The following is a 14,810-nucleotide window of genomic DNA, read 5'->3' as shown; positions in this document are numbered from 1 at the left end:
GTCCGGGAACCAGGAGTGGGCCCTCTCCGTCACCGGGCCACCCTCTTCGTCACTCACGGTCACCTCATGTGTCGCTGTCCTGTGCCGGGCCCAGGGTGGCGCGGGGCCGGCGCCGGCATCGTCAGGCGACGGAAGCGGCCCCCGGGGCGTCGATGACCCCGCCGTCGGACTCGAGCGCCTGGCGGATCGCGGCCGCCACGGCGGGGTGGACCGGCAGTGCGAGATGCCCGATGCCGGTGACGCGCACGTTGACCGCGTCGAGATCAGGGTGATCGACGCGCGCCGCCCCGACCGGGACCATCACCCTGTCCAGGTCGCTCCAGAAGCTGACGAAGCGGGTGCTGCAGCCGGGGGCGGGGCGGCGGAGCTCCTCGATCAGGTCGGACCCCGCGCGCATCTGGCGGACGATCGGCAGGGCGGCTGCCAGCGGGGCGACGGCGGTGCCGCCGTGCGGCGTACCGAGGGTGACGAGGGTGCGTACCCGCCGGTCGCCGCCGAGACACTGCACGTAATAGCGCGCGATCAGGCCTCCGAGGCTGTGCCCGACGATATCGATCTCGTGGTGCCGGGTCCGGTCGCAGATCTCCTCGACATGGCGGGCCAGCAGTTCGGCTGCCGTACGGACGTCGCAGGTGAGCGGCGAGTAGTTGAGGGACTCCAGGTGGTGCCAGCCGTGCCGCGAAAGATAGCGGCGCAGCAGGACGAACACGGAGCGGTTGTCGATGAAGCCGTGCAGGAGCACGACGGGTGGGCGGTCACCGGCGCCGCCGAGCGGGTCCGTCGGCAGCGCGGCCGCATCGGCCGAACGGGTGGACCGGGCGGTGGGGGCAGTGGTGCCCCGGGCGGTGGCGAGGGGGGTGTTCGGGGTGTTCCCGCCTGCCCCGGTGGGGGCGTCGGGCGCAGGGTCCGTACGCGTCCCCGGGCCGGGCCGGGCTGCGGAGGCTCGGCGCTCGGGCGTCATGCCGGACGGATAGACCAGTAGGTGCCCGGCGAGCACGGCCAGTTCCAGGACGGTGGCTCTGACCAGTGCGTACGACAACCGGTCCGGCCGCGACGGCAACCGGTCCGGCCGCGACGGCAACCGGTCGGGTTGCGATGAGGGCCGGGCGGGTTGCGGCGGCGGCCGGTCGGGTTGCGATGAGGGCCGGTCGGGTTGCGACGGCAACCGGTCGGGCCGCGGCGACGGCCGGCGCAGCAGGAACGACAAGGGGGACAGGACCCAGGGGGACGGGGCCGTTGTGTCCTTCATGGCCGACCTCCTGCACCGGCATACGGGGAGGCGGCTCCCTGCCCCGTACGCCCACACGGGGTGTCGCTGCCGAGGAGCCGGGCGACCTTCGTCGTCCGGCGATCGAACCACCCGGCCGTGCGGTTGACGGTGCGGTGATACGACGGCCTCGTCACGGCTCCCCTGGCGGCACTCCCCGGGTGGCGGACGGGGCCGCAGGGTGCGGGGGGCGACGCTCGGCGAACATGTCCCATGTGTGATTTCCCCCTCCCCGCCCACCGCGAAACGACACCGTGCGGGATGCTGTGGATAACGTTCGTTCACATCCCCGGGCTCATCCGGTACGGGAAACGCATGTGGAGGCAGTGATGGGTGTGACCGGTCCGATCCGTGTGGTGGTGGCCAAGCCGGGCCTCGACGGCCACGACCGCGGGGCCAAGGTGATCGCGAGGGCGCTGCGGGACGCGGGTATGGAGGTCATCTATACCGGGCTCCACCAGACACCCGAACAGATCGTGGACACGGCGATCCAGGAGGATGCCGACGCCATCGGCCTCTCGATCCTCTCCGGGGCGCACAACACGCTCTTCGCCAAGGTCATCGAGCTCCTGCGCGAGCGCGAGGCCGAGGACATCAAGGTGTTCGGCGGCGGCATCATCCCCGAGGCGGACATCCCTCCGTTGAAGGAGAAGGGCGTCGCGGCGATCTTCACGCCCGGCGCGACGACGGCCTCCATCGTCGACTGGGTGAACGCCCACGTCCGCCAGCCGGCCCAGGCCTGACCCGGGCCGGGACCCGGAAGCGGGGCGGAACCCTGACCTGGGGCGGGCCCCGGGCCAGGGGGCCGCTCCCGAGTAAGGGTTCCGCTCCCGGGTCCCGCCCCCGGACACCCCGGTCGGGTCCCGTCAGGGAGCCCCCGGTTTCCTGGGTCAGTCGCGTGGTGGACCTGTGCCTGGGGCCGGCCGCGGATCTGTGCCCGGGCGCGCGCCCGCGGCCGGATCCGGGGACAGCTCCACCTCGGGCGGTGGGCCCGCGTCCGGCTCGGGGGTCAGCTCCGCGTCCATGACCGCGCGCAGCCGTAGCGTGGAGACCAGCCGCTGGAACGCCTCCGACCAGTAGCCGCCCGCCCCGGGTGACGCGCCCTCCGGTTCGTCCGGGGTGGTGGTGAGCACCTCCAGCCGGTCGGCTTCGGCAGGGTTCAGGCAGCGCTCGGCGAGGCCCATCACGCCGCTGAAGCTCCACGGGTAGCTCCCCGCGTCGCGGGCGATGTCCAGCGCGTCCACCACCGAGCGGCCGAGCGGATCAGCCCATGGCACGGGGCAGACACCCAGCAGCTGGAACGCCTCGGACAGTCCGTGCGCCGCTATGAAGTCGGCCACCCAGACGGCCCGTTCGGCAGGGGGCAGGACGGCGAGAAGCTGCGCCCGCTCCGCCAGGGACGCCGTCCCGGGCCCGTTCGCCGGAGGCGTCGCGGGCGTGCCGAGCAGCGCCCGGGCCCAGTCGCCGTCCCGCTGGCGCACCGCCGCACGGCACCAGGCGGCATGGAGCTCGCCGCCCCAGCCATCGGCGACGGGCAGGGCGACGATCTCCTGAGCCGTACGGCCGCCGAACCGCTCCCGCCAGGCGCCCAGCGGGGTCGCCACCACCAACTGGGCGAGCCACCAGGAGCGTTCGCCCCGCCCGGACGGCGGTGTCGCGGTCACGCCGTCCCGCTGCATCCCGGCGTCGCACTCGTGCGGTGCTTCCACCGCGATGATCACCGCAGGCCCCGTGCGGTCGGGGTTCACACAGGAGGTGGCCCGGTCCGCCATCCGCCGGGCGAGCGCCGACCCCGGCAGCCCGGACAGCAGTTCGGCGGCCGTGGCCCGGACGTTACGGCTGCGGTCCCGGAGCGCCTCCTCCAGGAAGGCCTCGTCGGCGCCGGACAGGCCGGTACGCAGGGAATCCAGGAACATCAGCCGGTCCTCGGCACGCTCCGCCGGCCACGTGGAGGCGAGCAGGGCCCGCGCCGCACCGGGGTCCTGCGCCCGTACGGCTCCGAGCAGGGCGACCCGCTCCGCGAAGAGTCCCTCCTCCCAGAGCCGGTGCACCGCCTGCGGGTCATCGGTGTCCGGCCGTCGGGCCCCGCCTGACGAGGGCCGCAGCGCGAACCTCCACTCCGGGTTCAGGCCGGCCAGCCACAGCCCGCGCGGCCCCGCGAACGCCAGTGCCTGCGGGCGCAGGTCGGTACGCGCCCGGGCCGCGTCCAGCAGCGCGGGAAGCAGCTCGGCCGGGGCACGGAATCCGCGAGCGCCGGCGGTGGCGAGCCACTGGGGGATGAGTTCGGTGAGATCGGGAGCCGCCCCCCGGCGCCCGCCACCGGGAGGGGCTGAGCGGTCGGCCAGCAACTGGGCGAGCCGGCGGCGGGCTGCCGCGGGAAGCGGCGGCCGGGGATCGGCGGGTGCGGCAGGGGGCACGCCTCTCCCGGCGGCCGGCCGCAGTGCGGCCCGGCGTCGCACGGTGTGGACGGCCGCAGCGTCCAGCAAGGCTGTCGGCCCGTCCGCGGGGATGCCGGCCGCCCGTGGCGGGCGCCGGTCGGTACCGAGCAGCGCCGAGGTGACCAGCTCCTCCCACGAGGCGAGCACGGGGCCACCGGCCTCGGCGCAGGTGTGGGAGGAGGAGACGGACGCGGACGCGGATCGGGTGACGGGTGTGGTGGCGGACATCGGTTCCCTCCGGTCGTCGGTGAAGCGCGGGGGTACGGTCGGAGCTCGGGCCGTGCGGCCGCCTCAGCGGAGCGCCACGGTCGCACCCGCCACGACATCTCCGGACGGTTCCCCGGCCCAGGCGGCGAGCGGATCGAATCCCTGGTGCCCGCAGGTGCCGAACACCGTCACCGGACGGCCTCCGGAGAGGGCGACGAGCTTCCACAAGGCCGGCCGGGACAGCGCCCAGGAGGCGACCGGCAGGGCGGCCCCGTCCGCCGCGCCGACCAGCTGCCAGCCGTCCCCGCCCGGCACGGGTATGACCTCGCCCAGGACGACCGGCCAGGAGTCCAGCCATGGATCGTCCCGCAGGGCACGTCCGTACGCGGCGACGGCGTCGGCCGCCGTGCCACCCGGTGGCGGGGAAGCCGTGACGGCGGGCGCCCCGAACCGGCGGCCGAGATCGACCCGGAGCCGGCCGCCGCCCGGATACCGCGTCACCTCGGCGTCGATCGTCGCCCCCACCGGCAGGTCATGGCCGGGGGAGCGCCCCGCCGCTCCGAAGGACAGCAGCAGCGCCGTGCGGCCCGAGCCCTCGCCGTACAGCCAGGTACGGCGGGTGCTGATCTTGCCGTCCGGTGTGTCGTACTGCGCGAGGACCTGCCACCGGTCGCGCAGCGCTGCTCCCTGGGCGGGTGCGGTGAGCCCGATCCGTGTGCGGACCGTCGCCGCCAGGGGTTCCGGCAGCCGGTCGATCCGGAGCCACGCGGTGTCCAGCAGATGCAGCAGCGCGCACTCCTCCAGCAGCCGTACCGGCCAGTTCGGGCCGGACGCCGGAATCGATCCGAGCTCGCGGACCCGGCCGGCGAGCCCCGGTGCCTGGGCGTCGACCATCCGGGCCGCGGTCTCCTCCCACAGCGTGTCGCCCGGACCGCCGACCGCCGCGAGACCGCCCCGCAGCAGGTCGGTGAGGCGCTCCTCCAACTCCTGCGCGCCCCCGGTGATCCGCGCGGCCCGGCGTTCAGCCCGCCGCCTGGCCGCCTCCGGATCCGCCGGGCCCCTCGTGAGGCCGGCGCCCGTAGCGGTCTCCGGTCGCTCGGGCAGGCTGAACTGACGAGCCGTCAGTTGCTCCGTGACCCAGTCAGGAGCGGCACCCGCGCGCAACGCCGGGTCCTCGGCGGCCCAGAGGAGCAGCAGGCCCAGCGCGTGCCCGCAGGGAAGTCCGCGGCTCGGACAACCGCACCGGTACACAGGCTCCTTCGTGTCGATCACCGTGCGATACGACGTGTCGTCACCGTCACCGTCACCGCCACCCCCGCACACCCCCCACAGCACGCCCGCGCCGTCGCAGCCCGCCTCCGACCACCGGCCCCGCGCGCCGAGCTCCCCTCCCGCCGCGCGCGACGCCGCGTCAGGAGGCAGGGCCAGCACCTGCTCCACCGTCCAGCGCACCACCGGCCCGGCGGCGGTACGCGACGCTTCTCCCCCGTGCGACAGCAACATGGCCACGACGTTAGGACGCCCCACTGACAATCGCCCTCGACCTGCGGTTCCGCCCGCGGGCAGGCGTCCTGCCCGCTGCGTTCCGGGCGGCGCGCCGCGACGGACGGAGCGTTCGCAGCGGGAGCCTGGACGGCGATGCGGCGTCGCCCGCACCCCCCACCTCGGACGCACCCGTGCCGCTGTGGACGGCGACGGCGTCGCACCCCGGTCGTCGGCCGACCCGTTCCGAGCCCGCACCCCGGCGGCCCCCGAACGGCCCTGCAGGCGGCCGGGGTCGATTGTCAGTGCCATGGTGCACGGTGGAAACCACATCCGGTCGAACGATCTGGAGGGGGATCCATGACCGCGTTCGCAGACACCGCAGCCGCCGCCGTGGGCGAGGCCCTGAGGCCGCACGCCGAGCGCGCCTTCGCCGACGAGCTCGCGGCCCTCGCCGCTGCGGACGACCGTCCGAGGCCCGCCCGTTGGAAGCTCTCGCCGTGGGCCGTCGCCACCTACCTGCTCGGCGGGACGCTTCCGGACGGCACACTCGTCACCCCCAAGTACGTGGGCCCCCGCCGCCTCGTGGAAGTAGCCGTGAGCACGCTCGCGACCGACCGGGCGCTGCTGCTCCTGGGGGTTCCGGGCACCGCGAAGACATGGGTGTCGGAGCACCTCGCCGCCGCGGTCAGCGGGGACTCGACCCTGCTCGTCCAGGGGACGGCAGGCACCCCCGAGGAGGCCGTTCGCTACGGGTGGAACTACGCGCAGCTACTGGCCCACGGTCCCAGCAGCGAGGCGCTGGTGCCGAGCCCCGTCATGAGAGCCATGGCCGAGGGCATGACAGCCCGGGTCGAGGAGCTCACCCGCATTCCCGCCGACGTGCAGGACGCACTCATCACGATCCTGTCGGAGAAGACCCTCCCCGTTCCCGAGCTGGGACAGGAGGTCCAGGCCGTGCGCGGCTTCAACCTCATCGCCACGGCCAACGACCGCGACCGGGGGGTCAACGAGCTCTCCAGCGCCCTGCGCCGCCGCTTCAGCACGGTCGTGCTGCCCCTGCCCGCGACACCCGAGGCCGAGGTGGACATCGTGTCCCGGCGGGTCGAGCAGATAGGCCGCTCGCTCGACCTGCCCGCCGTGCCCGACGGCATCGCCGAGATCCGACGCGTCGTCACCGTGTTCCGGGAACTGCGCGACGGAGTCACCGCGGACGGCCGTACCCGCCTCAAGTCGCCCTCCGGAACGCTGTCCACGGCCGAGGCCATCTCCGTCGTCACCGGCGGCCTCGCTCTCGCGGCCCACTTCGGCGACGGCGTGCTGCGGCCCGGCGACCTGGCGGCCGGTGTCCTGGGCGCAGTCGTCCGCGACCCCTCGGCCGACCGCGTGGTCTGGCAGGAGTACGTGGAGACGGTGGTCCGGGAGCGGGACGGCTGGAAGGACTTCTACCGCGCCTGCCGTGAGGTGACCGCATGACGGCCCCCGCGCCGGGACCGGGCCCCGAGCCGCCCGGAGGGCCGTTGCTGCTCGGGGTGCGCCACCACGGTCCGGGGTCCGCCCGGGCGGTCCTCGCCGCCCTGGAATCCGTACGCCCGAGCGCCGTGCTCGTGGAGGGCCCGCCCGAGGGGGACGCACTGCTGGCGCTCGCCGCCGACGAGCGGATGCGTCCGCCGGTCGCGCTCCTCGCCCACGCGGTGGACGATCCGGGGCACGCCGCGTTCTGGCCGATGGCGGAGTTCTCCCCCGAGTGGGTGGCGATCCGCTGGGCCCTGGCGCACGGCACACCGGTGCGTTTCGTCGACCTGCCCGCCGCGCACTCCCTGGCCCTGACCGAGCGGACCCAGGACGCTCCGCAGGAACAGGACCGGGGCATCGACCCCGTCGGGATCCTCGCCGGCGCCGCCGGCTACGACGATCCCGAACGCTGGTGGGAGGACGCCGTCGAGCACCGCGCCGGAGGCGGGCACCGGGCGGAGGACGGGGCCCCGGCGGACCCGCTGGCCCCGTTCACCGCCCTCGCCGAGGCCATGACGGCCCTGCGCGAGGCGTACGGCGACGGAGGGCACCCCCGGGACGCCGTGCGGGAGGCCTGTATGCGCCTGCGGATGCGGGCGGCCCGCAAGGAGTTCGGCGAGCACATCGCCGTGGTCTGCGGCGCCTGGCACGTCCCCGCGCTGGCCGCCCGGACGACGGTCGCCGCGGACAAGGCACTCCTCAAGGGCATGCCCAAGGTCAGGGCCGAGCTGACATGGGTGCCCTGGACCCACCGCAGGCTCGCCCGGCACAGCGGTTACGGCGCCGGGATCGAATCGCCCGGATGGTACGGCCACCTCTTCGCCGCACCCGACCGGACCGTCGAGCGCTGGATGACCAAGGTCGCCGGACTGCTGCGCGCAGAGGACCACCTCGTCTCCTCGGCGCACGTCATCGAGGCCGTGCGGCTCGCCGCCACGCTGGCCGCCCTGCGGGACCGCCCGGCCCCGGGTCTCGCCGAGACCACCGACGCGGTCCGGGCCGTCATGTGCGAGGGCTCCGACGTGCCGCTGGGCCTGGTGCGGGACCGGCTCGTCATCGGCGAGACGCTCGGCGAGGTGCCCGACAGCGCCCCCGCCGTCCCCCTCCAGCGCGACCTGGCCAGGCAGCAGCGCGCCCTGCGCCTCCGACCGGAGGCGCAGGAGCGGGAGGTGGAGCTCGACGTGCGCAAGGACACCGACGCGGCCCGCAGCCGGATGCTGCACCGGCTGCGGCTCCTGGACATCGGCTGGGGCGAGCCCGCGGTGGGCCGGGGCAGTACGGGGACCTTCCGGGAGAGCTGGCGGCTCCGCTGGGAGCCGGAGCTGTTCGTCCGGGTCGCGGAAGCCGGCGTATGGGGTACCACGGTGCTCTCCGCCGCGACCGCCCGGACCGTGTCGGACGCGACCTCGGCGGCCTCCCTCGCCGAGGTCACGGTGCTCGCCGAGCGGTGTCTCCTGGCCGGACTGCCCGATGCGCTGCCCGTCGTGATGGGGGCCCTGGCCGACCGGGCGGCCCTCGACACGGACGTGGGCCATCTCGCCGACGCGCTGCCCCCGCTGGCCCGGTCCCTGCGGTACGGGGACGTCCGTGCCACGGACACGTCCGACCTGGGAAAGGTGGCTGCCGGCCTCGCCGAACGCCTCTGCGTGGGTCTTCCGCGGGCCTGTGCCGGTCTCGACGCGGACAGCGCGGGGCGGATGCGGCTGCGGGTGGAGGGCGTGCACACGGCGGTGGGGCTGCTGGCCGGCGCCGTACCGGCGGACGGGCTGCGCGAGCGCTGGGCCGGAGTCCTGGGCACGCTGTCCGCCAGGGACACGGTCGCGGGCGTGATCCGGGGCCGTGCCACCCGCCTGCTCCTGGACGAGGGGCGGCTCGGCGGCGACAGGGCGGCGCGGCTGATGGGCCTGGCCCTCTCGCCGGGCACACCACCGGCCGACGCGGCGGCATGGATCGAGGGCTTCCTCGGCGGTGCGGCCGGCGGAGGCATGCTGCTCGTCCACGACGAGCGGCTCCTCGGCCTCCTCGACGCGTGGCTGACCGGCATGCCGGCCGCGGTGTTCACCGACGCCCTCCCGCTCCTGCGCCGTACGTTCTCGGCCTACGAACCGGGCGCGCGGCGCACTCTGGGCGAACTCGTCCGACGCGGCCGGGGTCCTGACCGGGCGGGTGGCGAGGTGGAGGCGGCGGCACCCGGCTTCGGGGCGGGACTCGACGAGGAGAGGGCGGCCGCGGTGGTACCGGTGCTCCATCTCCTGCTCGGGACCGGCGCCGGAGCGGAACGGGCGGGCGCCCGGTGACCGGCGAGCACGCGGCGATGGCCGGGTTCCCCGGGCGGCGGCCCTCCGGCGACCGGCACCGGAGCGGACCGGACGGGCTTCCGGTGACCCCGGTGAGGGGCGGCCCGGTGACAGGAGGAGACCAGCCGGTGACCGGGGACGACGCGGTGACCACGGGCAGGGCGGACCCCGGGGAAGAACGGCGTGGGAAGGGGAGGGCGATGGAGGCGGCTCCGCCTGACGAGGAGCGGCTGCGGCGCTGGCGCATGGTGCTCGGCGCGGACAGCGCCGAGAGCACGGGGTTCGCGCTCACCGGCCGCGACGCCGCGATGGACGGCGCCCTGGCCGACCTCTACGACGGCGGGAAGAAGCCGGCCGGCCGGGGACGGGCCGAGCGGTCGGCGGGGCTCGGCGCCTCCGCCCCGGCCGTCGCGCGCTGGCTCGGTCACATCCGTACGTACTTCCCCCACTCCGTCGTCCAGGTCATGCAGCGCGACGCCATCGACCGCCTTGGGCTTGCCGCCTTGCTGCTGGAGCCCGAGATGCTGGAGGCGCTCGAACCCGACGTCCACCTCGTGGGCACCCTGCTCTCGCTCACCAAGGCCATGCCCGAGACGACGCGGGAAACCGCCCGCGCCGTCGTGCGCAAGGTCGTGGAGGACCTGGAGAGCCGCCTGGCCGCCCGGACGAGGGCGGCCCTTACCGGTGCTCTGGACCGTTCGGCCCGTGCGAGCCGCCCGCGTTACCGCGACATCGACTGGGACCGCACGATCCGCGCCAACCTCGGGAACTACCTGCCCCTCCCCGGAGACGGCGCGGGCCACACCGTCGTCCCCGAGCGCCTCATCGGGTACAGCCGGGCCGGCCGGTCCGTGAAGAAGGACGTCATTCTCTGCGTCGACCAGTCGGGGTCCATGGCCGCCTCCGTCGTCCACGCGGCCGTCTTCGGAGCGGTGCTCGCTTCCCTGCGCACCCTGGCGACCAGACTCGTCGTGTTCGACACGGCCGTCGTCGACCTCACCGACCGGCTCGACGACCCGGTCGACGTGCTGTTCGGCACGCAGCTCGGCGGCGGTACGGACATCAACCGCGCCCTCGCCTACTGCCAGTCGAGGATCACCCGTCCGGCGGACACCGTCGTCGTACTCATCAGCGACCTCCACGAAGGCGGTATCCGTGACGAGATGCTCGGACGCGTCGCCGCGATGACGGCCTCCGGTGTGCAGTTCGTGACCCTGCTCTCCCTCTCGGACGAGGGCACGCCCTCCTACGACCGGGAGCACGCCGCAGCGCTGGGGGCGCTCGGCGCGCCGGCCTTCGCGTGCACACCGGACCTCTTCCCCGAGGTCATGGCGGCGGCGCTCGAGAAGCGGCCCCTGCCCGTACCGGACACCGGCCGGTGAGTCCGACCGGGCACCCGGGACCGACGGGTCCGAGGGGACCGACCCGTGGCGTTGACGGGGCTGACGGCTCCGGCCCCTGGGCCGGAGCGGCTCCGTGCGACGGGGCTGACGGCGCCGGCCCATGGCGTTGACGGGGCAGACGGGACCGGCCCGCAGCGCTGCCAGGGCTGACGGCGTCGGCCCGCGCGACCGGGCTGACCGTCGCCCTGTGCGACGGGGGCCCTCGGTGCGACCGGGCCGACGGGCTGTCCGGCCCGCCCCGAACCGGACGGCGACGAGCCGTTCCGGCCTCCGCACCCCGGCCCACCAGCGTGCTCTGTGACCGTTATCACCGCTCAGGTGTGATCTGCAATTTAGGGTCCGGAGGAGCGCGGGGATAACCTGCCGGATGGACATGCCGCGTACCGGGTCACCGTGTGCGCCTCCCTAGTGACTGCGCAGTCACGTTGCCCTCGCGGCACGCCCACGCAGAAAACGAACCGCGAGACCACTAAAAGGGACGGACGCGCGTGGACCTGTTCGAGTACCAGGCGAGGGACCTCTTCGCCAAGCACGGTGTACCGGTGCTGGCCGGTGAAGTGATCGACACGCCTGAGGCAGCCCGCGAGGCGACCGAGCGGCTGGGCGGCAAGTCCGTCGTCAAGGCGCAGGTGAAGGTCGGCGGCCGTGGCAAGGCCGGCGGCGTGAAGCTGGCGGCGGACCCGGATGAGGCGGTCGCTCGCGCGACCGACATCCTCGGCATGGACATCAAGGGCCACACGGTCCACAAGGTGATGATCGCCGAGCTGTCCCCGGAGATCGAGGCGGAGTACTACGTCTCGTACCTCCTCGACCGCACCAACCGCACCTTCCTCGCCATGGCGTCGGTGCAGGGCGGCATGGACATCGAGGAGGTCGCGGAGAAGACCCCCGAGGCCCTTGCGAAGGTCCCGGTCAACGCCGTCGACGGCGTGGACATCGAGAAGGCCCGCGAGATCGTGGCCCAGGCGAAGTTCCCGGCCGAGGTGGCCGAGGGTGTCGCCGAGGCCATGGTGACCCTGTGGGACACCTTCGTCGCCGAGGACGCGCTTCTCGTCGAGGTCAACCCGCTGGTGAAGACCAAGGACGGCCGCATCCTGGCGCTGGACGGGAAGGTGTCCCTCGACGAGAACGCCGACTTCCGCCAGCCGGAGCACGACGCCCTCGAGGACAAGGCCGCGGCCAACCCGCTCGAGGCTGCCGCCAAGGCCAAGAACCTCAACTACGTCAAGCTCGAGGGCGAGGTCGGCATCATCGGTAACGGTGCCGGTCTGGTCATGTCGACCCTCGACGTCGTCGCGTACGCCGGTGAGAAGCACGGCAACGTCAAGCCCGCCAACTTCCTGGACATCGGTGGCGGCGCCTCCGCCGAGGTCATGGCGAACGGCCTGGAGATCATCCTCGGCGACGCGGACGTCAAGTCCGTCTTCGTCAACGTCTTCGGTGGCATCACCGCGTGCGACGAGGTCGCCAACGGCATCGTCCAGGCCCTGGAGCTGCTCAAGTCCAAGGGCGAGGACGTCACCAAGCCGCTGGTCGTGCGCCTCGACGGCAACAACGCGGAGCTGGGTCGCAAGATCCTCTCCGACGCCAACCACCCGCTCGTGCAGCGGGTGGACACCATGGACGGCGCGGCCGACAAGGCCGCCGAGCTCGCCGCTGCCGCGCTGTGACGTTGCGCGTCTCCGACACGACAAAGGACTAAGGGACTCCAACACCATGGCTATCTTCCTCACCAAGGACAGTAAGGTCATCGTCCAGGGGATGACCGGCGCCACGGGCATGAAGCACACCAAGCTCATGCTGGCCGACGGCACGAACATCGTCGGTGGGGTGAACCCGCGCAAGGCGGGCACGTCCGTCGACTTCGACGGTACCGAGGTACCCGTATTCGGCTCCGTCAAGGAAGCGATGGAGAAGACGGGCGCCGACGTCTCGGTCCTCTTCGTGCCGCCGGCCTTCGCGAAGGCCGCCGTCGTCGAGGCGATCGACGCCGAGATCCCGCTGGCCGTCGTGATCACCGAGGGCATCGCCGTCCACGACTCGGCCGCCTTCTGGGCGTACGCCGGTTCGAAGGGCAACAAGACCCGGATCATCGGTCCGAACTGCCCCGGCCTGATCACGCCCGGCCAGTCCAACGCCGGCATCATCCCGGGCGACATCACCAAGCCCGGTCGCATCGGTCTCGTGTCCAAGTCCGGCACGCTGACCTACCAGATGATGTACGAGCTCCGTGACATCGGTTTCTCGTCCGCCGTCGGCATCGGTGGCGACCCGGTCATCGGCACCACGCACATCGACGCCCTCGCGGCGTTCGAGGCGGACCCCGACACCGACCTCATCGTGATGATCGGCGAGATCGGCGGCGACGCCGAGGAGCGCGCGGCCGACTACATCGCGAAGAACGTCACCAAGCCGGTCGTCGGCTACGTCGCGGGCTTCACCGCTCCCGAGGGCAAGACGATGGGCCACGCCGGTGCCATCGTCTCCGGTTCCTCCGGCACCGCCGCCGCCAAGAAGGAGGCCCTCGAGGCCGCCGGCGTGAAGGTCGGCAAGACGCCGACCGAGACCGCCAAGCTGGCGCGCGAGATCCTCGGCGGCTGACCGCGCGCCGCGGCGGCCCGTCCGCCCGGCACGTGTGTCACCGCGGGAAACGGCGCGGGTCCGCACCCTCATCGAAGGGGTGCGGACCCGCGCCGTTTCGTTGGTGCCGCGCGACGGACGGCTGCCGATCGACCACCGCCGCCGACCCGGGTGACCAACGGTCAGGAACCGGCCCGTGCGGAGCCGGCCGTCGGTCCCCGGCCGTCAGGGGAGCCCCGGCACCAGCCGCTCCGGCCCGTGCACGAGGGCGCCGCGGAGTGTCTTCTGCAGCTTCAGGTCCTGGGGCGTCAGCTTCTGCGGACCGCCCAGCGGGGGCACGCCCGCGACGCGTGCGGCCGGAGCGATCGGCTGCTCGTACTGCGTCGGGGCCGTGCGCAGGGTGAAGGTGGTGGCGCCGACGAGCAGCACACCGAAGCACAGGGCCGCTCGGGTCCAGAGTTCCGCCCTGCGCTCGCCGCCCGTGCGCACGGCGGGGGCCGACGGCGGTGCCGGCACGTGTTCGGCCAGGGCCAGCGCGCCGAGCCGCTCGTGGAGCAGCGCGGACTGTTCGCCAGGCGTCGAGCGGCCCGCCAGTTCGGGCAGCCGCTCGGTGACGGTGGCCCGCGCGTTCAGGAGCCGGTTGGCCGCGGCCGGGGTACTCGCCTCCGTCTCCGCGGCGGTCTCCGGGAGGTCCAGTCCCACCCCGTCGTAGAGCAGCAGGGTGCGGCGGTGTGCGGGCGGCAGGGCGAGCAGCGCCTCGAGCAGGGCCCGCCGCCCCGGGTCCTCGGGGAGGGCGTCGGGGCGGCGGTGCCCGCGGCGCAGCCGGTGCCAGGGCGACAGGGCGTACTCGTACGCCGCCGCCCGTACCCATCCCGCCGGGTCGCGGTCCCGGGCGACCTCGGGCCAACGCTGCCAGGCGACCTGGAAGGCGTGCTCGACGGCCTCCCGGGAGAGAGCCCGTCGCCCGGTCAGCACATAGGCCTGGCGGACGAGGCCCGGGGCGGTCCGCGTGTACAGGGCGTCGAACGCCTCCTCGGCCGTGGGCCCCACCCGTGCCCGTACGCCTGCGGGCACGGCCGGTCCGGAGGTCGCAGCCTGCCCGGGGGGCGCGGCGGGTTCCGGGGGCGCGGGCGGCCCTGCGGCCCCGGCCGTCGGGGAAGACGGGGACGGGGGCGGGGGCGGGGGCGGCTCGGGGGAGGCCCCGGTGTGGTCCGCGGGGGCGTCGGCGCCGGGCCCGGCCGGGGGCATCGGGGCGCTTCCGGCGGCTCCGGCGGTGGGCGGCGGCCCGTCCGGCGCCGCCGTTCGCGGGGCGGTGGACCCGATCAGCCGGGCGTACGCGACGCGTCGGCGCCCCCGTGGGCTGGTGCGCCCCTTCTCCCAGGCGCGCACGGTGGCGGGGGTGACGCCCAGGGCCGCCGCGACCTGCTCCTCGCTCAACGCGCGGGCCTCCCGCAGCCGACGGCGCTCCTTGGGGGAGGGGAGCCGGTCCGTGGAGGCGGGGCCGGTGGTGCTCCGTGTCATGCCCGGTCCTTCAGGACACTGCACTGGGTGAAAAAGTACATAAACGTATATTGGGCGACACGGCGTCAATTCGCCCGTTACGCGAAATAAGCGCGTGTCG

Annotated in this window: 10 protein-coding genes; 6 read left to right on the top strand and 4 right to left on the bottom strand. The window is 74.2% G+C overall.

The window, feature by feature from the left end; all coding sequences use genetic code 11:
- Positions 1-121: 121 nt before the first annotated feature.
- Entirely contained in the window at positions 122-1,039 is a 918-nt protein-coding gene (locus ACH4VO_RS27020) for an alpha/beta fold hydrolase (protein ID WP_360997270.1), read from the bottom strand.
- Positions 1,040-1,596: 557 nt separating this feature from the next.
- Between ACH4VO_RS27020 and ACH4VO_RS27015 the strand changes: the two genes are divergently transcribed.
- The gene (locus ACH4VO_RS27015; RefSeq protein ID WP_360997272.1) at positions 1,597-2,010 is read left to right on the top strand and encodes a cobalamin B12-binding domain-containing protein; all 414 of its coding nucleotides are present in this window, start codon (positions 1,597-1,599) and stop codon (positions 2,008-2,010) included.
- Positions 2,011-2,157: 147 nt separating this feature from the next.
- On the opposite strand, the gene ACH4VO_RS27010 is transcribed toward ACH4VO_RS27015, so the two are convergent.
- Both ACH4VO_RS27010 and ACH4VO_RS27005 read right to left on the bottom strand, forming a co-directional pair.
- Positions 2,158-3,933, bottom strand: coding sequence for a DUF5691 domain-containing protein (locus ACH4VO_RS27010; RefSeq protein WP_360997274.1), 1,776 nt, complete (start codon positions 3,931-3,933; stop codon positions 2,158-2,160).
- Positions 3,934-3,996: 63 nt separating this feature from the next.
- Entirely contained in the window at positions 3,997-5,415 is a 1,419-nt protein-coding gene (locus ACH4VO_RS27005) for an SWIM zinc finger family protein (protein WP_360997276.1), read from the bottom strand.
- Positions 5,416-5,754: 339 nt separating this feature from the next.
- Here ACH4VO_RS27005 and ACH4VO_RS27000 point away from each other — a divergent pair, with 339 nt between their 5' ends.
- From ACH4VO_RS27000 to sucD, 5 genes are all read left to right on the top strand, one after another.
- Complete coding sequence (locus tag ACH4VO_RS27000; RefSeq protein WP_360997278.1) at positions 5,755-6,870, top strand: AAA family ATPase; 1,116 nt, start codon at positions 5,755-5,757, stop codon at positions 6,868-6,870.
- Positions 6,867-9,206, top strand: coding sequence for a DUF5682 family protein (locus tag ACH4VO_RS26995; protein WP_360997280.1), 2,340 nt, complete (start codon positions 6,867-6,869; stop codon positions 9,204-9,206). The genes ACH4VO_RS27000 and ACH4VO_RS26995 overlap by 4 nt, the downstream gene beginning before the upstream one ends.
- 200 nt (positions 9,207-9,406) lie before the next feature.
- The gene (locus ACH4VO_RS26990) at positions 9,407-10,588 is read left to right on the top strand and encodes a VWA domain-containing protein (RefSeq protein WP_360997300.1); all 1,182 of its coding nucleotides are present in this window, start codon (positions 9,407-9,409) and stop codon (positions 10,586-10,588) included.
- Between the two features lie 509 nt (positions 10,589-11,097).
- Entirely contained in the window at positions 11,098-12,279 is a 1,182-nt protein-coding gene (gene sucC, locus ACH4VO_RS26985; protein ID WP_360997282.1) for an ADP-forming succinate--CoA ligase subunit beta, read from the top strand.
- A 46-nt stretch (positions 12,280-12,325) separates the two neighbouring features.
- On the top strand, positions 12,326-13,210 hold the full coding sequence (sucD, locus tag ACH4VO_RS26980; RefSeq protein WP_307125363.1) for a succinate--CoA ligase subunit alpha: 885 nt from the start codon (positions 12,326-12,328) through the stop codon (positions 13,208-13,210).
- A 204-nt stretch (positions 13,211-13,414) separates the two neighbouring features.
- Here sucD and ACH4VO_RS26975 read toward each other — a convergent pair whose 3' ends face one another.
- Positions 13,415-14,710 carry a helix-turn-helix domain-containing protein gene (locus ACH4VO_RS26975; protein WP_360997284.1) on the bottom strand — a complete coding sequence of 432 codons (1,296 nt, stop codon included), beginning with the start codon at positions 14,708-14,710 and terminating at the stop codon, positions 13,415-13,417.
- Positions 14,711-14,810: the final 100 nt, after the last annotated feature.

Source organism: Streptomyces sp. NPDC020780 (assembly GCF_044334475.1).
Lineage (GTDB): Bacteria > Actinomycetota > Actinomycetes > Streptomycetales > Streptomycetaceae > Streptomyces.
The sequence above is the reverse complement of the archived record's forward strand: the minus strand, read 5'-3'. Positions and strand labels throughout refer to the sequence as shown.

Coding starts and splice junctions, on each gene's coding strand:
- ACH4VO_RS27000 (WP_360997278.1), top strand. CDS start 5,755: ATGACCGCGTTCGCAGACACCGCAGCCGCCGCCGTGGGCGAGGCCCTG.
- ACH4VO_RS27015 (WP_360997272.1), top strand. CDS start 1,597: ATGGGTGTGACCGGTCCGATCCGTGTGGTGGTGGCCAAGCCGGGCCTC.
- ACH4VO_RS27005 (WP_360997276.1), bottom strand. CDS start 5,415: ATGTTGCTGTCGCACGGGGGAGAAGCGTCGCGTACCGCCGCCGGGCCG.
- ACH4VO_RS27010 (WP_360997274.1), bottom strand. CDS start 3,933: ATGTCCGCCACCACACCCGTCACCCGATCCGCGTCCGCGTCCGTCTCC.
- ACH4VO_RS26975 (WP_360997284.1), bottom strand. CDS start 14,710: ATGACACGGAGCACCACCGGCCCCGCCTCCACGGACCGGCTCCCCTCC.
- ACH4VO_RS26990 (WP_360997300.1), top strand. CDS start 9,407: ATGGAGGCGGCTCCGCCTGACGAGGAGCGGCTGCGGCGCTGGCGCATG.
- ACH4VO_RS26995 (WP_360997280.1), top strand. CDS start 6,867: ATGACGGCCCCCGCGCCGGGACCGGGCCCCGAGCCGCCCGGAGGGCCG.
- sucD (WP_307125363.1), top strand. CDS start 12,326: ATGGCTATCTTCCTCACCAAGGACAGTAAGGTCATCGTCCAGGGGATG.